This is a genomic window from Kordiimonas aestuarii (genome assembly GCF_025574465.1).
Classification (GTDB): Bacteria; Pseudomonadota; Alphaproteobacteria; order Sphingomonadales; family Kordiimonadaceae; genus Kordiimonas; species Kordiimonas aestuarii.
Map to the genome: position 1 here is coordinate 1 of NZ_JAOBPP010000015.1, position 22,047 is coordinate 22,047.

The following is a 22,047-nucleotide window of genomic DNA, read 5'->3' on the forward strand; positions in this document are numbered from 1 at the left end:
TAGGTCGTAGACTCATAATTTTTCAACCAGATACAGACTGAAGCCAGTTTTACAGCGGCGAGGAAATTCTCCGGGTTTTTGTCATAGCGCGTTGCAATGCCCCGATAGTGCTTGAGCTTATTGAAGAAACGCTCGACGAGATTACGGTGTCGGTACAGCCATTTACTGAAGGTAAAGGACTGCTTGCGGTTGGCTTTTGGCGGAATATTGGCCCAAGCTCTGCGCGCTGTGGTGAAGGCACGAAGCGCGTCGGTATCATAGGCTTTGTCAGCGAGCAAGATCGCTTCCTCCTTGATGTCCTCAATCAGATCAAGGGCCGGTTTGCTGTCGTGGGTCTGTCCAGCAGTCAGCGAAAGCCTGATCGGCAGACCATCCGCATCGACGAGGGCGTGGATTTTGGTGGTCAGTCCACCCCGGGAACGGCCCATGCAGCCATCGTCCTGATCCCCCTTTTTGCCGTGGCCCCTTGTTGATGCACACGGACACAGCTGCTGTCGATCATAATGATGTCACCGTCATGGGCTTTGCTCACCGCCTCGAACAGTCGGTCCCACACCCCGGCCTTGCGCCAGCGGACAAACCGGTTGTAGCAGGTGGTGTAGGGACCATATCTTTCGGGAATGTCTGCCCACGGCGTTCCCGCCCGAAAGCGCCACAAGATGCCGTTGATCACCCGGCGGTCATCCACCCTAGGCACCCCGCGCGGCTTGTTCGGCAGCAAAGGCTCTATGATCGACCATTCATAATCTGTCAGTTCATACCGGCGGCGGCGCATCAAAACCTCCTCAATGATTTGAGAAGCGTTGAATCATATCTTCGCCTGTTTGGGAATCCCTTTTATGAGTTTACGGCCTAGTATGGGTGCACCAACAAGACCATTGGGATTGATCGCCAAGCCGCCAATAGCTGGCTTTTCCCCTACGCAAAACTGATCTATGTCGACGCAAGATATTTAAGCGAAAGGCCGGAGACGAAAACACCCATACTGGATAGTTCGGTGCCGATAGAGCGCCGCCGCCTTATCGAGCACTGGCGCCCCGGGAAATAGTCTATCGCCAAGCACAATATTTCCGCCATGGCAGAAATTCCCGGCAGCCAGAAGTCCTGAGAAAGCACGAGATGTCAGACTTGATCACCGTTTAGGATGTCAGATGGGGACTTCCCAAACCGATTTGTGAACAATTTGGTGAAGTAGCTCACGTCCCGAAAACCGCACTTGTATGCCGCTTCCGACACATTGGCCGCCCGCGCGATAAGGAGTTTGTGGCCATACTCCAGCCGCAAGGAACGGATCAGCGCCGCCGGGGTTTGTGCTGTCAAGTTCACAACCCGTCGGTGCAGTTGCCTTGTGCTAACAGCCAGCGCCTCTGCAAGCTCGGTAACCTGGAAATTGAAGTCACCCAGATTCTCTTCGATCGCCTGTCGCAGTTTCTGTTCAAACACCTGATCCTTGGACAGGATATCCGGATCAATCTTTTTGGCCGCTTCAATGGTGCGATACTGGATTTCAGCTTCCAGAAGCTCCGTTTGCTCATCAGCGCGCTGGCGAGCACGATCAAGCGACTGCAACATGGCATTAAATCCATGCGCAATATCGCTGACTTCATCTTCCATGCCAACATCAAGTCGGTGATCGAGGTTTCCTTCGTCCACCTGCTTCACACCAGCCCTGATACGGTCCAGTGGCTTGACAATTACCCTACTGAGGTAAGGTCGCAGAAAGACCAGCAAAAGTGCGATAATGATAATCAGCATAATCGCTAGGGGATACAGCTTGTCGTGCGTAGCCAGGCGACGCCCAAGCGTCAGATCAAACCACAATGAGCCGCCGGCACTAGCGACCGGCATGTCCGCAAGAGCCAGCGTTTCCGGTGGCCACTGCGTACCATCCAACACACCTATTGCGTTCGCCCGCCTCAGGGAGGCGATGATTGGGAACGCGTCGTACCCCAAAAGGATGGTACCATCTGGGCGAAGTTCCGCCCCAAAGGTGAAAGATGCTTGTTTTCCGGTCTCAACCGTCGGCGACATCCACGCGATATACTGCGCATCAGGGGTGGATGCGACATAGATATCCAGTTCGGCGCCCGTCAGGCAGAAAACCGCAACAACGGGCTCGCTGTTCCGGCAAAAGAATACTTCCCAAAGTCCCACCTTTCCGGCCTCTTCACTATTGGTCGGTGCAAGTTGACCATCGGCGAAAATGTTGAGCCGCGTGTAACTGTTGCCAAAAAATGGAAACTCGAACGGCAGTGTGATATTTGCTGCGGTGTTCTCTTCATGCGTGAGGCGGACGAGATCAGTCGGTTGTGTGATTGCTTTCGTGCTGACCGCCCGGTAACCACTGCCAAGCGGAGCAATCTCGATCCCGCCTTGTCGAAGCATGGCGATATCCTGCCCCCGCATCGGAGGTTCGTCCGAAAAGAATGCGAGCGTAACGAAAACGGATACCATCAAAATCGCAACAGAGAGTACGCCGGTAATCCGCGCTGCCAGATTTGCACGTCTTTCGATGAAGGCGAGAAACGTAATCACCATGCCACCCACGATCAGCAGGTTATTGGTGAAGAAAAAACCATAGACGAATTCCATGGGCATGCCAGGGATGCGCCCCAGCACCGGCACGGTACAACTGAGCAACCGCAGAAACGTGGTGATGAGGAACCCCAGCATCGCCTTGTTTGCATCGCTGATTGCGGGACCAGCCGCAGTATATGTCTCTACGCTCAGGAAACGTACGCCGTTTTTTTTCAGCTCACGAGTGAAAATCACCAACGGCCAGCAAAACAGTAGAATAGGCAATATAAGCAGTTGCCCATAAATCGGCGCCGTGTAATCGAGATTTGTATAAAGCGCATAAGAAAATGCTGCCAACCAGATAAGCGTAACAGCACCTGTTACTACCCGATAGGTTTTCAACTGGCGAGACCCCGTCCGCCCTGCAATCGCATAACAAAGCTCGCCGTACAGCAGAGCCGCCGCCAGAATTGCGGGATATTCCAGATAGTAGGACAGACGGACACTGGGCGTATATATACTCTCATCCGCCAGCGAACAAAGGCAAAATACCAGGCTAGCAACAAGGTGCCATAACAGCCATTTTCGGCGCTTGTCACGGTGCGTGCTACGCCAAACTTCAATGATCGCAACCAGAAGCAACAAGGCAACCGACAAAATCAGCAACGTGAAGTGTGAAAACACTATCATAGCACACCCCCCCGCGTGCTCATGCGACGAGATTTCTCGTCCGCAGCATACCACGAAGGATGTCAGTATTCCGGATTGCGATTTCTAGTATATTCAAAATTGGCATGCAGACTCCCCAACTCCAGCCGTGACTTGCGGGAAGCTATCGCAAGCTAGCGCAATTGGTCAACTCTCATCCCGCGATCACCACAAAGCGCTCCGCACCTTCAATCTATACTCTCAGCACCCTCAACATAGACGCGTGCTTTTTGCCAGAACTCTTCGGCAACGGGGGCCTGACGGGCGCGGGGGCGCCAGAGACGGATTTCGATATCTATCCCCTGTTGCTCCTGTTCGACGCGGGCAAGGCGCCCGGCTTCCAGGTGGTCTGCGATCAGGCTGAGCGGCAACCAGGCAACACCGCGGCCATCCAGAGCCATAGCCGTCAACACACTGGCAAGGTGCGATGCAAACACTGGCGTAGGCGCGACCGGCTGCCCGCGTTTTTCAAGCGCGGCGCGGATAATACGCCCCATGCCGGATTCTTTCGTAAAGGCAAGATGCGGCAGATCACCTTCAACCGCCTGCTCCAGCACCCCCCTCGCCGCCACGGGGATAAGGGTATCGCCGCCCACAACAAGGGACCGGAAGCCCTGCTCCAGCCGCACGTAAGCTGTCTCATGATGATGGCACAGCAGGAAGTTGGCCCGACCTTCAACCATGAGCTTTTCGCACGCCATCATGCTGTTGGCCGTCAGTTCAATCACCGCGCTTTGGAATGCCTCATATTCCATATCGCGCAGAAAGCTTGGGAAAAAAGTCAGAGAAAGCGCATGGGTGGATGCAAAACGCAAGGTGTTGGAGCTGGCGTTCGCCGCTGAAAGCGCCGCCTCCCGTCCCAGCTTGAGCTGCCGCACTACTTCTTCTGCCGTAAGGCAGAAACGCTCCCCCGCTGGCGTCAGGCGGATGGTATGGGTGTCACGGTCAAAAAGCGCGGCGCCGACCCAGGTTTCAAGTGCTTGAATGCGGCGGCTGAAGCTTGACTGGCTGACCGCCCGGCTTTCCGCCGCCTTTGAGAAGCCACCAGTTTCCACCAGCGCCAGAAAATCTTCCAGCCAGTTGATATCCATGTTATTTGACCCTCCCCGTCGGTGCGGTCCCCCCGCGACCGCAACCGTACATAAACCGCTTTCCGCGCCTTTCACGGCTTTGCATGATTATATGCTGTTTCTGCATTGGAACCAGCGACGCCGCACCGCCTATCTTCTCTTCCCTAACACCGTTGAGAAGGGAAGCAAAGTGTCTGGCCACCGCGTCATCATCACCCAACGTTTTTTCCATCAGGGCGCAATCGATTACCTGCGCCAGCATGGCTGTGAACCGCATATCGCGCCGCTGCCAACGGGACAAGCGGACGGTAAGTTGAGCCACGATCATTTATGTGACCTGCTGGCGGGCGCGAAAGGCTGGGTCGTAGGCCATGCCCGCGTAACCGAAGCCCTGATCACGGCCCTGCCGGACCTTGAGGTAATCTCGCGCCGCGGTGTAGGCTATGACCGGGTAGACACAGCCGCAGCGGCACGTCACGGCCGGGTGGTCTGCATTGCCTCAGGCGGCAACGATGCCTCGGTTGCGGATCATGCCATCGCCATGATGCTGGCACTTGGCCGGCGTTTCCGCGAAAGCCAGCGCAACATGGCAGGCGGTGACTGGTCCATCCTGCAAGGGCATGACCTTTACGGCAAAACCGTTGGCATTGTCGGGCTGGGGCGCATCGGCCAAAGCCTGGTCAAGCGCCTGTCGGGCTTTGATGCACGCATCTTCACCCCTGCGGGCTGGTGCGATGCAGGTTACGCCCGTGCGCATAATATCGAATGCGTGGAAATGGACACCCTGCTGGCGGAAAGCGATTATATATCGCTGCATGCGCCACTGACGGATGAAACACGGTTCCTGATCGATGAAAAGGCGCTGAGACGTATGAAAGAGAGTGCCTGCCTCATCAACACTGCCCGTGGCGGACTGGTGGATGACCGCGCGCTTCTGGCCGCGCTCAAATCGGGCCAGATCGCCGGGGCCGGGCTGGACACTTTCGTGAGCGAGGGCGATCCCACTTATGCTGATGTGTCGAAAGAACTGATCGCGCTTGATAATGTTATCGCAAGCCCCCACGCCGCCGCCTCAAGCGTTGAGGGGCTGGAACGCACCAATATGATCGCCGCCCGCTGTGTGGTGGATGTGCTGGAGGGTCGTACACCCCCCGCTGAATGTGTCGTGGCTGACGGCAGAACCAATGCCCCTTATCGGGCCCAGACGACGTGAAAGAGTAAAAGAATGAGCAATGAAGCAATATACCGCATCGCCGTTATCCCCGGAGACGGGATTGGCCAGGAAGTGGTGCCCGAAGGCCTTCAAGTGTTGGAGAAAGTCGGCAAAAAATATGGCTGCCGCTTTGAGCAGGCGCACTTTGATTTTGCATCGAGCGACTATTACGTAGCCCACGGCCAGATGATGCCAAACGACTGGAAAAAACAGCTGACCGACCATGATGCCATCTTCTTTGGTGCCGTCGGCTGGCCCGAAACGGTGCCCGATCATATCTCGCTTTGGGGTTCGCTTATCCAGTTCCGGCGCGAGTTTGACCAATATGTCAACCTGCGGCCGGTCAAGCTGATGCCGGGTGTGCCCAGCCCGCTGGCGAACCGCAAACCGGGGGACATTGATTTTTACGTCGTGCGGGAGAACACCGAAGGGGAATATTCCTCGATCGGCGGGAAAATATTCCCCGGTACCGAGCGGGAGGTGGTGATGCAGGAAACGGTGATGACCCGCATCGGCGTGGACCGTATCCTGAAATACGCCTTTGAGCTGGCCTCCCGGCGCGAGAAAAAGCACCTGACATCGGCCACCAAATCAAACGGCATTTCCATCACCATGCCTTACTGGGATGAGCGCGTAGAGGCGATGGCAAAACAGTACCCCGATATCGCGTGTGACAAATATCACATCGATATCCTGACCGCCCACTTTGTGCAGCACCCTGACTGGTTTGACGTGGTTGTTGCCTCCAACCTGTTTGGCGATATCCTGTCAGACCTTGGCCCTGCCTGCACCGGCACCATCGGCATCGCGCCCGCCGGCAACATCAACCCGGAGCGGCGCTTCCCATCCCTGTTTGAACCGGTTCATGGGTCCGCGCCCGATATCGCTGGCAAAGGCATCGCCAACCCGGTGGGGCAGATATGGTCGGCCGCCCTCATGCTGGACCACCTTGGCGAACATGACGCGGCAGCCGACGTGGTGCGCGCGATTGAGCAAGTGCTGGCCAAGCCCGAATACCGCACGCGCGACCTTGGCGGCGATGCCGACATGCGCACCTGCGGTCAGGCCATAGCCGACGCGCTTACCTAGCCATCAGACATCAGCTATCAGGCATCAGGCGCCGCAGGGCGGTTCACACGCAGCGCGTCAAACAGCGCGGTGAAATCGCCCTGCCCGTCAAGCTGCCACACAAAGGCACGCACGCGGCCGGCCTGCGCATTGCTCAGGTATTTCTGCGCGACATCGTCAAACTTGGCTTCAAAATCCTCATCCGTCATGGGCGTGTCCATACCGCCCCGGGCAGTATCCACCTGTTCGGTCAACACCTCGCCGCTTTTCAGCGTCACTGTCACACGGTTGGCGATATGGCGCGGGAAGGTGGCTGTCAGGGCCGGATCCTCGGCTGCGGTGATCTTGTCCATCAGTGGAATAATCCGGTTGTCGCGCAGGCTCTCATCTGAATAGCTGTCCATGGTGATACCGCCGTCCAGAAACGCGCGAGCAACGGTAAACGGCAGGCTGTGGTCGGCGGTTTCACGTGTGCGCGGGCGCCACTTTTCCGCGTCGCGGGCGGTGATGCGGTAGGCGGCGTTTGTTGTCTCCACATGGATGGATTTTACCGCGTCAAGGTCCGCGATCTGCGGCCTGAGCTTGAGCGCCGCCCACACAGCGGTCTGTATCTCGCCCTGTGTGGGCAACAGTTTGGTCAAGGTATGGGTGATGGCATAATCCGGGTTTTCGGCCGTCGCGAAACGCGTGATGTCAAAGTTCATATCCAGCGAAAGCTGTTTTATAAAACCCATTTCACCCTCAAAAATGGGAGATGGTCCTGTCAGGCCCTCCCGCGCGAGGGCAGCACAAACGATGGCATTGCGGGCGGCGTTCGCGGCGGAACATCCCTTCCAGCCCGACAGCTCCCCGGCACGCACCTGCCTGAGCGCTACATGCCCGCCAGCCGCCATGTTGATGGCCTGCGTCAGTTGGTCGGCAGACAGTCCCATCAGCTTCCCCGCCGCCACCGCCACGGAAATGAGCACATAATTCACATGGTCCCAGCCCAGGCTATAAAGCCGGGCGGCATCCTGCAACCGGCACTGGACCTCATAGCCCAGCACGATCGCAAGGATCAGGTCCTGGCCACTTTTGCCCTCAGCTTCCGCCACCGCAAGGCAGGCGGGAATATTATCACTTGGGTGGCCCAGTTCCTTGCCGATGTAGCCGTCGTTATAGTCCAGATAGCGCACCATGGTGCCGTTCACGAAAGCAGCGGTGTCCGCCGTGGTACGCTCGGCCGTGCCGATAAGCGTAGCGCGGTTTACGGGTACGGTGCGGGCGTAACGCCGCCCCGCCACCACAGGCTGCGCATCATAGGCACCCAGCGCGCAGGCAAGGCTGTCCAGCACCCGCTGTTTGACGGTTTTGACCGCATGCGCACTAAGGTCTGCATAACTGAGCGACGCCGCATAAACGGCAATCTGCTGTGCAATGCTGGCCGGTTTGGTCTTCGTCATGGTTCTTACTTTCCCGTTAGCCCTGCAATACAGCAGCACCGATATAAGCCGCGTAGGCCGTGACAAGACACACCCCCGAGGACCGGCCAAGGGACATGCGGCTGAATACAAAAATCGAGAGAACAACAGTCGCACCCGCGAGTACCCACAACTCTCCGCTAATCGTGCTCATATCGATCGGCTTAGGGCTTGACAGTGTGGTCGCGCCCAAAATGGCGGTGGCGTTGAAAATGTTGGAACCCAGAATATTGCCGACAATCATCGCGGAGTTGCGGTGCATGGATGCCGCGACCACGGTCGCAAGTTCGGGCAGCGAGGTGCCAAGCGCAACAATAGTGAGGCCCACGACGGAGTCAGAGACGCCAAGGCTGGCGGCAATGCCGGTGGCGCCATCCACCGTCAGCGCAGCCGAAAGCGGCAGCATGACAAGCCCGGCGAGCGTGAACATCGCGGCCTTTGGCAAGCTGCCGGACTGCGCTGCAATGCATTCCACCTCGTTTACCAGTTCCCTCGAGGCCTGCCGTGTGGTGGAGATATTATACACCGTGTAAGCCATATAGACGACAAACAGGCACAAAAGTGCCACACCCGCCTCAGTACCCAGGGCACCCGTCAGCGCCAGCGCAATAATGGTAATGGTGGTGATCAGCATATACACCGTGTTACGTCGGATGAACGGCTGGTTGCAGCACACCGGCAACAGCACCGCCGGAACCCCCAGCACCAGCAGGGTATTGGTGATATTGCTGCCAATCACGTTGCCGACAGCCAGTGCCGGTACACCTTCCATTGCCGCCTTGACGCCCACAACAAGTTCGGGTGCCGATGTACCAAAACCCACAACAGTCAGCCCGATCAACAGCGGCGGAATGTGCAAGGCCTGTGCAATGGCCGTGGCGCCGCGCACGAGAAAGTCGCCGGCAACGGTCAGGAGAGCCAGCCCGATCACCAGCCAGAGAAAGTCCATAAGCATATAATCCAATGTCCATTGTTCCGCCCCCGCCGATAGATGGAAGCTCAATTCCAGAAATACTCTCCTATATTATATTATAATTTTTTCATAATTTAAGGGTGCCCCTGCAGCAAAGAAAATTATTTTATAAATTATTCATTTATAATCAATAATTTAAGTTGTTATTTGAAAAAAGCATAATTCTATGCCTTTTGAAAATGAAAAATATTATCATATAATTTAACATTGAGGCGCTGGTCGGGGGAATGTATGTCCGGCGTTTCGGGGAGAAACCTAAGGGAAGAGGGAAGGTCCTACTTATGTCAAAGCACACACCTGTGCGGTTGAGGACACTGGCTTTATTGTCAGGCGCGTCCTTTTGCTGGGCAATGGGCGGCATGGCCGCGCAAGCTCAGTCAACCACAACTAGCGAAGCATCGCTTGATGTCACGCTGGACGAAATTATTGTAACGGCACAGCGCCGCAGTCAAAGCCTGCAGGATGTGCCAGTAACGGTAACTACATTCGGCGACGAAGAAATTAAAAATGCGCGCCTGCAACAGGTTGACGATATCGCCATGCGCACACCGGGGTTGAGCTTTGATGCTTTCCCGGCCACGCAGCCACGGCTTGCCATCCGAGGCATCGGATCGTCCGACCGGGGCGCGGCCGGTGACCCAAGCACCGCAGTCTTCCTTGACGAAACCTATCTCGGTCGCCCGGCGGCCATCGCCTTTGATCTGTTCGATGTGGAGCGGATTGAGGTCCTCAAGGGCCCGCAGGGTACCCTTTATGGCCGCAATGTTGTGGGCGGCGCCATCAATGTCATCACCGCCGCTCCTGAGGTAGACGCCTTTGATGCATCAGCCGAGGCAACATACGGCAACTATAACCGGGTCGATGCGGCAGCGTTCGTGAACGTACCTGTCGCCACCGATGTGGCCGCGATCCGCGCGAGCGGCGCGTGGCGCCAACATGACGGCTATACGGACAATAATTACACAGGCGGGGAACTGGACGACCAGGACACCAAAAGCATCCGCCTGCAAGCGCTTGTGCGCCCCAGTGAAAACCTGAGCGTAAGGCTGGGTTTTGATGGCACACGCGACCGTGCCAACGGCCCTGGCCAACACGTTGTAGCGCTGGACAACAGCGACCCGCTTTCCGGTTTCTGGACGGTCGATCAGAACCGCGACTACAACAGCGCCGAGACCGATGGGTACCAGAACCGCGATACATGGGGCCTGCGCGGCGAAGTCAATTGGGATATGTCCTTCGCGACACTCAATTACCTCCTCTCTTACCGCGACCTTGAATATGATGCGGCTTATGACTTTGACGGTGGCAACCCGACCGCCAATGTGATCAGCATCGGCGGCGGCAACATTGAAGACAGCGAACTGTTCAGCCACGAACTACGCCTGATGTCGCCTGAGAGCAGCGATATCTCGTGGGTTGTGGGCCTTTACCAATATACTGCTGACACGGTGCGGCAGGACAGGCTTGAGCTGGCGATCGGCGGACCAACCGGCACGGAAATCTTTGCACAGCACGCCGAACTGGACAGCGTCGCGGCTTATGCCGATGTCACGGTCCCGGTCAGCGACAAGCTGAACCTGATCGGCGGCATTCGTTACACCAAGGACAAAAAGACCTTCAATATCACGACAACGGAATCAAATTCCTTTTTCCGGGTCGATGGTCCGTTTGACGTGACAGCGGAAGAAAGCTGGGGCGCGGTCACCTGGCGTCTGGGTGCCGACTATCACCTGAACGACAACCATATGGTTTACGCCATGGTATCGCGTGGGTTCAAAAGTGGCGGCTTTCAGGATACGCCGGGTTCCGCCGCCGAAGCGACGGATTCCTTCAACCCGGAATATGCCACACAGTATGAAATTGGCCTGAAAAGCCAGTTTTTTGGCCGCCGCCTGACCTGGAACAACACAGTGTTCCAGATGGACTATACCGACCTGCAAACCCGGCAGGTGAACGGGTTGATCATCACCACCAACAATGCGGGCGAAGCCACCATCAAGGGGTATGAAACCGACCTTATGTGGCGCAGCGCAAACGGCCTTGGCCTGAACGCGTCCTATGCCTATCTTGATGCCACGTTTGATGTCTTTGTTGAAAACGGGGTAGATCTCACGGGCAACCGCATTTCGCGCACGCCAAAGCACAAGCTGGTGGTAACGCCGTCTTATGCCTACACGTTCAACTCCGGCGCGGACCTGACGATGGCGGTGGATTATGCCTACACCAGCAAAATTTTCGACGACAACAGCAACAGAGGCCCGGAACGACGCGCGCCCACGGTGTTTGTTGATGCGAGGCTGGTCTACACCAGTAGCGAAGGCGACTGGGCCGTCTCTGTGTGGGGCAAGAACCTGACCAACGAGGTGACACGCACCCATCAGGCGACCTTCCTTGGCGGGACGTTCGCTGCCTATAATCCGCCGCGCACTTATGGGGTAACCTTGCGCTGGAATTACTGACTTCCCCTCCCCGTGAGGCAGGCTGCCGGCCAACCGCTGCCAGCCTGCCTCCCGATTGCGGGGCGGTGATATAAAACAGGATTTGAGTGAGCTTTATGGAACTAGAGGGAAACAACACGGTTCTGGCCCTGCTGGGTTTCGCCATGATCGCCACCTTCATGGTGCTGATCATGACCCGACGGCTGTCTGCCGCAGTTGCGCTGATCATTATCCCCATCGTCTTTGGCCTGTTGTCCGGCCACAGCATCGATATGGGCATGATGATCATCAAGGGGTTGATGAACCTTGCCCCCACTGCGACGGCTCTGGTGTTTGCGGTGCTGTATTTTGCCATCATGATGGATGCCGGGTTGTTTGACCCGCTGGTGGAACGCGCGACCCGCTTCGCAAAGGGCGACCCAAGGCGCGTTGCCATCGCCACCGCAATTGTGGCTACGCTTGTCTCTTTTGATGGGGACGGCGCAACTACCGCCATTGTCACCATCACTGCCTTCCTGCCAATTTACCGGAAGCTTGGCATGAACCCGCTCATTCTCGCGGTCCTGATGGGCTCTGCCAACTCGGCTGTGAACCTCACACCGTGGGGCGGGCCTACCCTGCGCGCCGCTACCGCACTGCAGGTGGATATGATGGATGTGTTTCTGCCACTTATCCCGGTGATGATCGCAGGGCTGGCCGCCAACTTCGGCATCGCATGGTACCTGGGCACAAAGGAGCGTAACCGGCTGGGCATCGTGGAAATGGAAACGGACGTATCCCACCTAGCGCTTGATCGGGAAGAAGGCGTCGAACGGCCAAAGCTTTTCTGGTTCAACCTTATCCTTACCGTCACGCTTATTCTCAGTGTTGTCGTCCAGTTCCTGCCTCTGCCCATTGCCTTCATGATCGGCCTTGCCATTGCGGTGACCGTCAACTACCCGGTTCTGTCGGAACAGCGTGACCGTATCGCCGCCCATGCCCATAACGTGCTGCCGATCGCGCTGCTGATTTTCGCCGCCGCCGTGTTCACCGGCATCATTGACGGCACCGGCATGGTTGCCGCGATGGGCAGCAGCCTGCTGGCCATCATTCCCGATGCGGTCGGGCCGTACTTCGGCGTGGTGATATCTATCCTCAGCGCACCGCTGACATTCATCATGTCCAATGACGCCTATTACTTCGGCATCGTACCGGTGCTGGCGGAAACTGCGGGACATTATGGCATCGAGGCAGTGGAAGTGGCGCGCGCATCCCTTCTGGGGGTTGCCATTCATGCGCTCAGTCCGCTGATTGCCGCAATATACCTTGTCGCCGGACTTCTGGATGTGGAAGTGGGTGAGTTGCAGAGGTTTGCACTACCTTTCGCCCTTATTGTATTCGCAATTATGGTGTTAACCGCGCTTTTGACCGGCGCCGTGCCTATTACAGCCTGACAGGGAAACCAGCACAATGGCAAAAGAAACCAAATTACGCGAGACGGGTGCCAGCGGCACCCTTGTTGAACAGATCACCGCAGCCCTCCGGGAAGCCGTGCGCCACGGTGAATTCAAGGCAGGCCAGCGGCTTATTGTCGCCGACCTGAGCGAACAGTTTGGTGTCAGCTTTGGCCCGATCCGCGAGGCGATCCGTCGTCTTGCTGGCGAAGGCTACCTTGACTTCACGCCGCACAAGGGCGCAACCGTGCGCGGCTTTGGCGAAAAAGAACTGCGTGAGGTTTTTCAGGTCAGGGAAGCGATCGAAAGTTTTGCAGCCCGGCTGGCGGCTGAAAATATCCATCACGGTGACTATGCCCAGCGCATGACTGCCTGCCACAAGGACCTGCACGCCCACATGCTGGGCGGCGACGCGCAGAGGTCATCCGACGTGCGGCAGCTTTTCCATGACCTGCTATATGAATTTGCCGGCAACCCGTACCTCAAGGAAGCCGGGCAACGCTTCACCTACCCGCTGCATCGGGTGAGGTTTAACGAGCTTGCAGGCAAGGCCCGCACGGAAGATTCGCTGCGCGAACATGACGACATTATCCGCGCAGTGCTGGCCGGTGACGGTGCGCGCGCCGAACGCATGATGCGCATTCACCTGCGCAACCGGGCGACCGCCTTCTGCGAACTGCTGGACGAAATAAACCAAACCGAAAGCGACGTGGCGTAAACACGCCGGTCCCGATGCAAGGAAGCTGATATATGCTGGAAAAACCGATAAAGATCATTGTGCCTGTCGGCTCGCTCGGCGCGGGTGTGCGTGAGGAAGAACTGGCTTACGGCCTGAGCAAGGGCGCAACCGCCATCGCAACAGACGCCGGGTCCACCGACAGCGGCGCGGCCTATCTTGCGCTGGGCGTGTCGAAAAACAACCGAGGTTCTGTCAAGCGTGATCTGACACTTCTGATGAAAGCGGCCTATGGGGCGCAAATCCCGTTGATCGTGGGCACGTCCGGGCAAGCGGGCGGCGACAAAAACGTTAACTGGACGCGTGACATTGCGCTTGAAGTCGCGGGTGAACTGGGCATCAAGCCCCGCATCGCGCTGCTGTATTCCGAACAGGACAAGGCGGTGCTGAAGGCCAAAAACGCCGACGGCAAGATCACCCCGTTGCCGCCTTCAGGCGCGCTTGACGACAGCGCCATCGACGCATGTGAGCATATCGTTGCCGCCATGGGTGTGGAGCCTTATATCGCAGCCCTCGAAGACGGTGTGGATATCATCCTGGGTGGCCGCACGACAGACACTGCCGTTATCTCCTGCTTCGCGCTTTGGAAAGGCGCACCGTGGGGGCCTTCGTGGCATGCCGCCAAGGTGGCGGAATGCGGCGCCCAATGCTCTGACTACCCAACCAACGGGTCTGGCGTGCTCCTTCACATTGACAATGAGGGATTCGAGGTTGAGCCGCTCTCCACCACCAACCGCTGCTCGCCCCATAGTGTCTCGGCGCACATGCTGTATGAGACATCCAACCCTTACCACCTGACAGAGCCGGGCGGTGTGCTGGATGTGACCAACGCCGTCTATACACAGGCCGATGAGCGCACCGTGCGGGTGACCGGCTCGGTCTGGAACAAAAAGCCCTACACCATGAAGCTGGAGGGAGCAGGCATCGGCCGCTATCAGACCGTCATGCTGATTGGCATTCAGGACCCCAAGATCCTCTCCCGGGTGGATGAATTCCACGACAATATGCTTGAAGTGCTGAACGAGCGGGTCAAAAAGACCATGGGGCTGAAGGATGACGAGTTCCATATCTCGCTGCGCATGTACGGCTGGAACGCCGTGTCGGGCGAAAAGCTACCCGCCGACACACCGCCCCCGCGCGAGATTGGCGTGCTGTTTGTCGCCACAGCCGAGACACAGGAAATCGCCTCGCAGATGGCCAAGGCGTGCAACCCGTATTTCTTCCACTTCCCGCTGAACCTGGATGAAGAACTGCCAAGCCACGGCTTTGCTTTCAGCCCGGCCGATATCGACCGCGGCCCGGTTTACGAATTCCTGCTGAACCATGTTGTCGTGACCGAAAACCCGATGGAGCTTCTCCGCACCAACTTTATCGATCTCAAGAAAGAGGAAGCAGCCTGATGCCTACAGTCAATGATGTCTGTCAACATGTGCGGTCCAAAAACGCCGGGCCTTTCTGGGTAACCTTCGATCTGTTTTTTGATGGTGATGAAAACTTCAAAAAATACGCTACCAGCCCCTCACTCGGCCCGGACCTGTTTAACCGGCTGTTTGGTGCGGACACCTCAACCGTGAAAGCTTTCCCGGTGCCCAGCCTCAATATGGTGAAAATATCCTATGGCCGGTCCTCCCCACAGGGCGGCGAGGTAGAGCGCGACATGCACTGTGGCCAGCAGTTTGTCCGGCTTCTGGATGTTGAATTGGACGCAGTATCCTGAAGACCGAGCCGCCCCTGTCAGGAAAAGGAGACTTTGATGTTTGACAAATCCGACCAACAAGACACCGAATGGCAAACACGGGTAGACCTAGCCGCCGCCTACCGCCTTGTGGCGCTGTTTGGCTGGGACGACCTTGTGTTCACCCATATCTCAGCCCGCCTGCCGGGGCCGGAACATCATTTTCTCGTCAACCCGTTTGGCGCCCTGTTTGAGGAGATAACCGCGTCATCTTTGGTGAAGGTGGGGCTTGACGGCCAAAAGGTGGATGACAGCGAGCAACCGGTAAACCCGGCAGGCTTCACCATCCATTCCGCCGTGCATGCCGCGCGGGAAGATGCCCAGTGTGTCATTCACCTGCACACGCGCGACGGCGTCGCGGTCTCCAGCCAGAAAGTGGGGCTTCTGCCTATCAACCAGACCTCAATGCTGCTGAACAGCCAACTGAGCTATCATGACTATGAGGGCATCGCGCTGAACCATGATGAACGCCCGCGGCTGGTTGCCGACCTTGGCGACAAAAACGCCATGCTGCTGTGGAACCACGGCACCATGACGGTAGGCAGCACCATTGGCGAGGCCTTCACCACGATGTATTTCCTGGAAACCGCCTGCTCGATCCAGATTGCGGCACAAGCGGGTGGGGAATTGCGCATGCCGGCCGACAATGTGCAGGAAGTGGTCCGGCAGCAGGCCGTCGCCATGGGGCCGGATGTTTCCAACAATCTGGTATGGCCTGCGCTCAAGCGGCGGCTCGACCGGCAGAACCCCGGCTATGATAGTTGAAAAACTGCTACAACGGTGGGGGAAAGCATGGTCTAAAGTCAACCGCAGGGACCACGCACCAACCACGACAAGCAGTACTGAGGAAAGCCCATCCATGAGCCCGAGACAAGACCCGGCAGCTTTTCTGCGTATGCTCTATGACGCAGCGGTAGACGCTGCCCGTCCTAGCTTTGGGGCCGGCCAGTTCTTCGACCTTGACCCGACCCGACCAGCGCTTGTGCTGGGGGCTGGTAAAGCCGCTGCATCGATGGCCCAGGCTTTCGAGGAGGCTTGGGCCGGGCCCCTTCGCGGGCTGGTGATTACCCGGCGCGGCTACAACCTGCCGACCAAACACATCAAGGTGCTGGAAGGTGACCACCCCACTCCCAGTGAAGACAACATCCGCGCGACAACTGAGCTTATAGAGCTGGCCAAAACGCGCCGGACGGATGAACAGGTTATCTTCCTTGTCTCTGGTGGCGGGTCCGCACTGCTGTGCAAGCCAATAGAAGGCCTGAGCCTTGACGAGAAAAAACAAACCATAACCGCCCTAATGAACGCCGGCGCCGACATCCGGGAAATCAACGCCGTCCGGCGGCAACTGTCTTCGGTGAAAGGCGGCGGCATCGCTGACCTGCTAAGCCCTGCCAAAGTCACAACCTTCGCCATCTCCGACGTTGTGGGTGACCCACCGCTTGATATAGCGTCCGGCCCCACGGTGACGGACGTAGCCAGCCCACGGGACGCCCTTAAGATATTGAGCCGCTACGGTGTGCCACTCCCTGACACTGTGTCCGCACTTTTGGACAGGCCGACCCGCACCCGCGCAAAAGGCGTCAAAGCCTCAGCAACAAACCCGTACATTTTTATCAGCAAACCGATGACATCCCTGCGCGCAGCGGCACAAGCGGCTGAACGCTGCGGGGTTGGAACCATCATTTTCGGCGATGACATCGTGGGCGAGGCGCGGGATGTTGGTGCGCGCCACGCACACCTTGCCCTCAAGTACGCAAGCGGCGATAACACATTGAAGCTGCCCTGCGTGCTGCTATCCGGTGGGGAAACAACTGTCACCAAAGTCGGCAAAGGCAAAGGCGGCCCCAACACCGAATACCTTGCCTCGCTGTTCCTGCACCTCGAGGGACACCCGGCTATTTCCGCGCTGGCAGCAGACACAGATGGCATCGACGGGTCGGAAGACAATGCTGGTGCCGTCATCACACCTGAGACCTGGCATAAAGCCCGCTCAGCGGGAATTGACGCCGCTGCATACCTTGCCAACAATGACTGTTACAGCTTTTTCAAAAGCCTGGATGCCCTTCTGGTTACCGGCCCCACGTTTACCAACGTCAACGACTTCCGCGCGGTTTATATCGACTAACTCGCCGTAGCGGCTTTGCTCTGTGACCCAGGGCCCTGCTGGGAAAGGTGCCGGTGCTGTTGCGTGCGAAGACTTCGCGAATGCCGACGTCTTTGCACAAACACCAAGGACAAAACCGTAACCAATTTACAAGGGCCGCGACTGAGATGGCATTGGCACCGGAATGACTAAATAAATAGCTGTGCATGAATGGAACTTGCCAGCAGCGAGCTACCGCTGGCAATGGTGATTTGTGAGCGGGAGGCCTAATATCGCCAGCTTGTCAGATCAGCACCTTTCGGCGCTGTTGTTTCTATCCGTTTGACAATCTTGTCCACATACATGCTGTTGTAGTGCAAGCGTGAAATGTGGTTGCCGTTTTCATGGTCGCCATTCCAGCAGTGTTCTGCCCGGTCGCCATAATCCACAACGCCGCCATAATGCGGATTGCTCGTGTTCTTGAGGAAATCCTCCGTCAGATAGACAGCATTATTGAGGTAATAATTATCCATGTCCCCAACGTAGATATGGAGTTTTCCAGCAAGTTTTGGCCCAAGTGTTGCCCAGTCACGCTCAAGAATATAACGCAGGTCGTAATTCTCCTGCCAGTATGACGCCACGTCGTGGTTGATCACCCCGGTCTCCTTGTCCCACAACCGTTTCGGATAACCGTCCGGCCCCATGGGAGAATAGACGGCTTCCCAGATATCCCACTGTCCGCCCGAACGCCCTTTGTCACCAAGCGCAAGTTCCAGATGATTTTCATCCGCCACTGTGTGAGAAACCTCGCCAAGCCAATCCCGGTGCGCCGGGCGTGCAATCTTGGTGAAGGGTCCTGCGTCAAAATAAGCGTTGGCGTCCTCGTAGATATTGGTCAGTTCATAGGCGCGAAAGTCAAGTGGATCGGGACAGGCAATGAAGGCACCGTTATAGTCATCAGGATAGAAAATCTGCGCGGCGGCAGCCTCCCAGCCACCTGTTGATCCACCATACAGAAAACGCGCCCAGCCCTCGCCAATACCGCGAAATTCCTTTTCAATGAACGGTATCAACTCATGGGTAATCGCGTCACCATACGGCCCCATGTTGGCCGAATTGACCGCATAGCTGTCGTCGTAATAGGGCGTAGGGTGCTGGATTTCGATGATAATCATGCGCGGAAAGTCTGGCCCGGTCCAGGATTTGTAAAAGTCATACGCCTCCTGCTCCATGATACGGTTATAACACGGTTCACCAAAGCGCTCGCTTGGTTCACAGACAAGGTCAGCGTCTGGTGGTGTTTCGCGGAACCCGCCAAAGTCTGAAGGGAAATGACCGTGAAATACCGCCAGCGGGTACCGCGCCTCTGGATGCTCGTCGAAGCCTTCAGGCAAAAGCACGTGAGCGCCGAGGTACATGTCCCTGCCCCAGAATTGGCTCAGCAGTTCACTTTTCATCCGTAAATGCCGGACATATTTGCTATCTGCGGGCGGCTCGATCGGCGGAATGACCTGGTCAAGCACGACCTCAAAAGAAAAACCTGAGGCTGGATCAATGTGAACAGTTTGTGGTTGGCTATATATATTGCCCGGCGACTTGTTCCACTGTTGCCCTTCGCCCTGATCCATCGGCAACTTCACCGTATGACCCGTTGCAAGGGCGAAGGTTTCATACTTGTGCAACAGCGCCTGCACGACATACTCCCCGGCCGGCAACGCACCAAGCGTCCGCTTCGGGTAGCCAAAACCGGGCGTAAAATTTACGCTGGTGCCAGGTGCCAGCGCATCGACATTCATGCCGAAGACTTGCGCGCCTTTGACGCCGGGGCGCACCTGGAAGCGCGGCTCCTCCTCGCCAGCCTTGGCAAAAATAAGGATCAGTCGACCGTCTAACGCGTTTTCGCTCGCCCCCTCCACCAGACTAAGGGTTACAACTTGCTCAACAGGCGCGTTTTCTGCGGCTCTATCACATGAAATCAAAAAGCATAGCGCGATCAAAAAAACCAGTTTCCTCAGCATGATTACCCCCGTTTCTGCCATTTATTAATGAATGATTGACCTTTTCTTCGGTAATTACAAGAACCGCTATTCCAGCCAACTTGTCTGGGGTTTGCAATATCCATGCGTTTTAATGCAACCGGCTCTAGAAAACGGCGTAACTACTATGCGCCGGCACTGACAGCCACCATGTTTTCGATACACGCAAAATTGCGTTGAGCGATGTTAACGTTCCATTGACATTACCGGCCTTGGCATATTTGGATTGAGTGCAACAATCATCTATAAACCGACCCAGAAAAGGTCCAAACAGGCGTTGGCAGCGCGGTTGGGCCACCGGGCTATGCCGCTGATTTTATTATAGATTATTATTGCAAAAGGTGTAGGCAACTCATGGCGATTATAAGTCGTGCTGACGGTAAAGATACACTTTCAACAAGTGCAAGTAGCACGATATTTGTTGTGGGTGGCAAAGCGAGCGAAATTGACGCAGCCGTCGAATTCTGACGTAATAGGAAGCCGAAAGCAGCCGCTTTCCTGAACGCTTTTGGTGTTATTATCTCGGTCATTGAGGATCACACACCAGATAAATTGGGGGATTAACCACGATGCACAGCAAGCACAAAGCCTACCTGAGCGTTGACAGACGCCGGTTCATGATGCTTTTGGCAGCCACAAGTTCAGCGGTGTTGACTGGCCTGCCCGGCGCACCTGTTCAGGCGTCTACCGCACGCCCCAAAACCGGTGTCCAACTTTATATGCTCAGGAACAGCATGGCTGCTGACTTTGAGGGAACGCTTGATGCCGTTGCAGCTCTCGGCATCCGTAATCTTGAGTTCGCAGGTTTTTATGACCGCAGCGTCAAGCAGATGAAGGCCACGTTATCAGCAAGAGAATTAAACCCTGTCAGCGCGCACTGCCTCACCGCGTTTATGCCGGATAGCGAAGCGGCGCGTATTATCGACTATTGTGCCGAACTCGGGATAGACTATGTCGTTGCAGCGATCCCGTTCATGAAAGTCCTTGCAGAGGGCGGCGAATGGGACAATGCCATGCGCAAAACCACGCGTGACGATTTCCTGTTTTCTGCTGAACGCTTCAACAGGTTCGGTGAAATCGCCAAGGCGGCAGGTCTGCAATTTTGCTATCACAACCATGCTTTTGATTTCAACCGTTTTGAAGGCAAGCACGGCCTTGATATTCTGCTGCACAGCGCCGACAAACACTTGGTAAAACTGCAACTTGATATTGGCAACACCACCATGGCAGGCATAGACCCGCTAGCGTATCTGGAAAAATACGGCGACCGTATCCCGTCCGTGCACATGAAAGACTGGCAAAAGCCCTTCACACCGTCACTTTACGACATGCCGCCGCCCACCCCGCTTGGCACCGGCGTGACCGACTGGTCCAGGGTATATGCAAGGCTTAAAAAGATTGGCGCGGAATATATGTTCATTGAACATGAAAATATGCCCATTGATAAGGAACTGGGCGCGCTGACAGACAATCTGCGCAACCTTGAAATGGTTATAGAAAAAGCCTGATCATACTATCCGGCTGATGAAGGCGGTGCGGTGCTCTCACGCACAACCAGCTCATACGGCAGTGTCAGGTGCCGCACAGGCATTGCCCTGTCTTCTATAATATCGAACAAGACCTCAACCGCCTTCTCACCAAAGGCCTCTGAAGGCTGGCAGATGGTAGTTAGCGGCGGTTCAGTATAGGCTGCAAACGTCAAGTTATCAAAGCCGGTGATCGAGATATCCCCTGGCACCGAAAGGCCAGCTTTGCGAATTTGCTGCATGGCGCCGATGGCCATTTCATCGTTGAAACAAACGATCGCGGTAGGTCGTAAGCTGTTGCACAGCAGCGCTTCCGCCGCTCGTGCGCCTGATGCCATGCTATAGTCACCTTCGGCGACAAGTGCGGGGTCAAACGGGATATTGGCAGCCTTCATCGCCGCCTGACACCCGGCCAGACGTGCCACAGTCAACGGGCTTCCTTTCGGACCAGATATGACTGCGATGCGTTTGTGGCCAAGACCAAAGAGATGGTCTGTCATCGCCCTGGATGCACCGACGTTATCAAGCGTTACGGTCGGCATGCTGTCGTCATCCACACATTCACAGCAGTTGATAACGGGCGGTGTGCGGCCTTCTTCGCAGTCTTCCGGTGCCAGCGGGAAACGGGAGCTCAACTGAATGATACCGTCGGTCTGGTTGGTGTGCAAAAGGTGTGCGAGCTCGCGCTCCGTTTCTACCTCCCCCATCGTGTTGCCAAGCAGCACGCTGTAGCCACTTTTTTTCGCGGCCTGCTGGATACCACTGATAACCATGGAGAAAAACGGGTTGGAGATATCAGGCACCAACACCATGATCGAATATGACTTTTTGGAGCGAAAGTTTCGCGCCATCATATTCGGCTTATAGCCCGTTTCCTTGACTGCTTCGATGACCTTCTTGCGCGTTTCTTCCGACACCACGTCCGGCGTCCTAAGTGCCCGCGATACCGTCGCCACGGACACACCTGCCAGCTTGGAAACCGCGCGAATATTGGCCATACAACTCTCTCCCACCTTCAGTGCCGGCACTATATGGATGCAGGGTATTGGTG

Annotated in this window: 17 protein-coding genes; 10 read left to right on the plus strand and 7 right to left on the minus strand. The window is 56.5% G+C overall.

From position 1 onward, the window contains the following. From OEU85_RS04055 to OEU85_RS04065, 3 genes are all read right to left on the minus strand, one after another. A protein-coding gene (locus OEU85_RS04055) for an IS5 family transposase (RefSeq protein ID WP_262689381.1) occupies positions 1 to 775 on the minus strand; the annotation gives its coding sequence in 2 pieces (ribosomal slippage) (positions 1 to 460 and positions 460 to 775; 776 coding nt annotated over the 2 pieces). This gene is flagged as partial in the annotation. Positions 776 to 1,122: 347 nt separating this feature from the next. Then, complete coding sequence (locus OEU85_RS04060) at positions 1,123 to 3,207, minus strand: helix-turn-helix transcriptional regulator (RefSeq protein WP_262690167.1); 2,085 nt, start codon at positions 3,205 to 3,207, stop codon at positions 1,123 to 1,125. Positions 3,208 to 3,413: 206 nt separating this feature from the next. Then, positions 3,414 to 4,316, minus strand: a complete 903-nt coding sequence (locus OEU85_RS04065) for a LysR family transcriptional regulator (RefSeq protein ID WP_262690168.1) — start codon at positions 4,314 to 4,316, stop codon at positions 3,414 to 3,416. A gap of 169 nt (positions 4,317 to 4,485) precedes the next feature. Between OEU85_RS04065 and OEU85_RS04070 the strand changes: the two genes are divergently transcribed. Both OEU85_RS04070 and OEU85_RS04075 read left to right on the plus strand, forming a co-directional pair. Beyond that, positions 4,486 to 5,508 (plus strand): phosphoglycerate dehydrogenase, encoded by a 1,023-nt coding sequence (locus OEU85_RS04070; protein ID WP_262690169.1) that lies wholly within the window; start codon positions 4,486 to 4,488, stop codon positions 5,506 to 5,508. Between the two features lie 12 nt (positions 5,509 to 5,520). Further along, complete coding sequence (locus tag OEU85_RS04075) at positions 5,521 to 6,597, plus strand: tartrate dehydrogenase (protein ID WP_262690170.1); 1,077 nt, start codon at positions 5,521 to 5,523, stop codon at positions 6,595 to 6,597. 17 nt (positions 6,598 to 6,614) lie between these two features. On the opposite strand, the gene OEU85_RS04080 is transcribed toward OEU85_RS04075, so the two are convergent. Together OEU85_RS04080 and OEU85_RS04085 are read right to left on the minus strand one after the other, a co-directional pair. Further along, on the minus strand, positions 6,615 to 8,018 hold the full coding sequence (locus OEU85_RS04080; protein WP_262690171.1) for an MmgE/PrpD family protein: 1,404 nt from the start codon (positions 8,016 to 8,018) through the stop codon (positions 6,615 to 6,617). A gap of 16 nt (positions 8,019 to 8,034) precedes the next feature. Beyond that, positions 8,035 to 8,991, minus strand: coding sequence for a calcium/sodium antiporter (locus OEU85_RS04085; RefSeq protein WP_262690173.1), 957 nt, complete (start codon positions 8,989 to 8,991; stop codon positions 8,035 to 8,037). A gap of 299 nt (positions 8,992 to 9,290) precedes the next feature. Between OEU85_RS04085 and OEU85_RS04090 the strand changes: the two genes are divergently transcribed. The 7 genes from OEU85_RS04090 to OEU85_RS04120 all read left to right on the plus strand — a co-directional run bounded on the left by OEU85_RS04090 (position 9,291) and on the right by OEU85_RS04120 (position 17,476). Beyond that, complete coding sequence (locus OEU85_RS04090; RefSeq protein WP_262690174.1) at positions 9,291 to 11,468, plus strand: TonB-dependent receptor; 2,178 nt, start codon at positions 9,291 to 9,293, stop codon at positions 11,466 to 11,468. Between the two features lie 95 nt (positions 11,469 to 11,563). After that, positions 11,564 to 12,880, plus strand: coding sequence for a CitMHS family transporter (locus OEU85_RS04095; RefSeq protein WP_262690175.1), 1,317 nt, complete (start codon positions 11,564 to 11,566; stop codon positions 12,878 to 12,880). Positions 12,881 to 12,896: 16 nt separating this feature from the next. Continuing rightward, on the plus strand, positions 12,897 to 13,598 hold the full coding sequence (locus OEU85_RS04100; protein ID WP_262690176.1) for a GntR family transcriptional regulator: 702 nt from the start codon (positions 12,897 to 12,899) through the stop codon (positions 13,596 to 13,598). A gap of 32 nt (positions 13,599 to 13,630) precedes the next feature. Continuing rightward, positions 13,631 to 15,016 (plus strand): DUF1446 domain-containing protein, encoded by a 1,386-nt coding sequence (locus OEU85_RS04105; RefSeq protein ID WP_262690177.1) that lies wholly within the window; start codon positions 13,631 to 13,633, stop codon positions 15,014 to 15,016. Continuing rightward, positions 15,016 to 15,333, plus strand: a complete 318-nt coding sequence (locus tag OEU85_RS04110) for a DUF4387 domain-containing protein (protein ID WP_262690178.1) — start codon at positions 15,016 to 15,018, stop codon at positions 15,331 to 15,333. The genes OEU85_RS04105 and OEU85_RS04110 overlap by 1 nt, the downstream gene beginning before the upstream one ends. 36 nt (positions 15,334 to 15,369) lie before the next feature. After that, the gene (locus OEU85_RS04115; RefSeq protein WP_262690179.1) at positions 15,370 to 16,116 is read left to right on the plus strand and encodes a class II aldolase/adducin family protein; all 747 of its coding nucleotides are present in this window, start codon (positions 15,370 to 15,372) and stop codon (positions 16,114 to 16,116) included. A gap of 94 nt (positions 16,117 to 16,210) precedes the next feature. Beyond that, complete coding sequence (locus tag OEU85_RS04120) at positions 16,211 to 17,476, plus strand: glycerate kinase type-2 family protein (RefSeq protein ID WP_262690180.1); 1,266 nt, start codon at positions 16,211 to 16,213, stop codon at positions 17,474 to 17,476. Between the two features lie 245 nt (positions 17,477 to 17,721). On the opposite strand, the gene OEU85_RS04125 is transcribed toward OEU85_RS04120, so the two are convergent. Continuing rightward, positions 17,722 to 19,452, minus strand: a complete 1,731-nt coding sequence (locus OEU85_RS04125) for a hypothetical protein (RefSeq protein ID WP_262690181.1) — start codon at positions 19,450 to 19,452, stop codon at positions 17,722 to 17,724. Positions 19,453 to 20,039: 587 nt separating this feature from the next. Between OEU85_RS04125 and OEU85_RS04130 the strand changes: the two genes are divergently transcribed. Then, positions 20,040 to 20,978 (plus strand): sugar phosphate isomerase/epimerase family protein, encoded by a 939-nt coding sequence (locus OEU85_RS04130; protein ID WP_262690182.1) that lies wholly within the window; start codon positions 20,040 to 20,042, stop codon positions 20,976 to 20,978. A gap of 5 nt (positions 20,979 to 20,983) precedes the next feature. On the opposite strand, the gene OEU85_RS04135 is transcribed toward OEU85_RS04130, so the two are convergent. Then, complete coding sequence (locus tag OEU85_RS04135) at positions 20,984 to 21,994, minus strand: LacI family DNA-binding transcriptional regulator (RefSeq protein WP_262690183.1); 1,011 nt, start codon at positions 21,992 to 21,994, stop codon at positions 20,984 to 20,986. Positions 21,995 to 22,047: the final 53 nt, after the last annotated feature.

Bases quoted from the DNA above. Each gene is read 5' to 3' on its own strand.
- OEU85_RS04060 (WP_262690167.1), bottom strand. From the start codon at position 3,207: ATGATAGTGTTTTCACACTTCACGTTGCTGATTTTGTCGGTTGCCTTG.
- OEU85_RS04065 (WP_262690168.1), bottom strand. From the start codon at position 4,316: ATGGATATCAACTGGCTGGAAGATTTTCTGGCGCTGGTGGAAACTGGT.
- OEU85_RS04075 (WP_262690170.1), top strand. From the start codon at position 5,521: ATGAGCAATGAAGCAATATACCGCATCGCCGTTATCCCCGGAGACGGG.
- OEU85_RS04080 (WP_262690171.1), bottom strand. From the start codon at position 8,018: ATGACGAAGACCAAACCGGCCAGCATTGCACAGCAGATTGCCGTTTAT.
- OEU85_RS04085 (WP_262690173.1), bottom strand. From the start codon at position 8,991: ATGCTTATGGACTTTCTCTGGCTGGTGATCGGGCTGGCTCTCCTGACC.
- OEU85_RS04090 (WP_262690174.1), top strand. From the start codon at position 9,291: ATGTCAAAGCACACACCTGTGCGGTTGAGGACACTGGCTTTATTGTCA.
- OEU85_RS04095 (WP_262690175.1), top strand. From the start codon at position 11,564: ATGGAACTAGAGGGAAACAACACGGTTCTGGCCCTGCTGGGTTTCGCC.
- OEU85_RS04100 (WP_262690176.1), top strand. From the start codon at position 12,897: ATGGCAAAAGAAACCAAATTACGCGAGACGGGTGCCAGCGGCACCCTT.
- OEU85_RS04105 (WP_262690177.1), top strand. From the start codon at position 13,631: ATGCTGGAAAAACCGATAAAGATCATTGTGCCTGTCGGCTCGCTCGGC.
- OEU85_RS04110 (WP_262690178.1), top strand. From the start codon at position 15,016: ATGCCTACAGTCAATGATGTCTGTCAACATGTGCGGTCCAAAAACGCC.
- OEU85_RS04115 (WP_262690179.1), top strand. From the start codon at position 15,370: ATGTTTGACAAATCCGACCAACAAGACACCGAATGGCAAACACGGGTA.
- OEU85_RS04120 (WP_262690180.1), top strand. From the start codon at position 16,211: ATGAGCCCGAGACAAGACCCGGCAGCTTTTCTGCGTATGCTCTATGAC.
- OEU85_RS04125 (WP_262690181.1), bottom strand. From the start codon at position 19,452: ATGCTGAGGAAACTGGTTTTTTTGATCGCGCTATGCTTTTTGATTTCA.
- OEU85_RS04130 (WP_262690182.1), top strand. From the start codon at position 20,040: ATGCACAGCAAGCACAAAGCCTACCTGAGCGTTGACAGACGCCGGTTC.
- OEU85_RS04135 (WP_262690183.1), bottom strand. From the start codon at position 21,994: ATGGCCAATATTCGCGCGGTTTCCAAGCTGGCAGGTGTGTCCGTGGCG.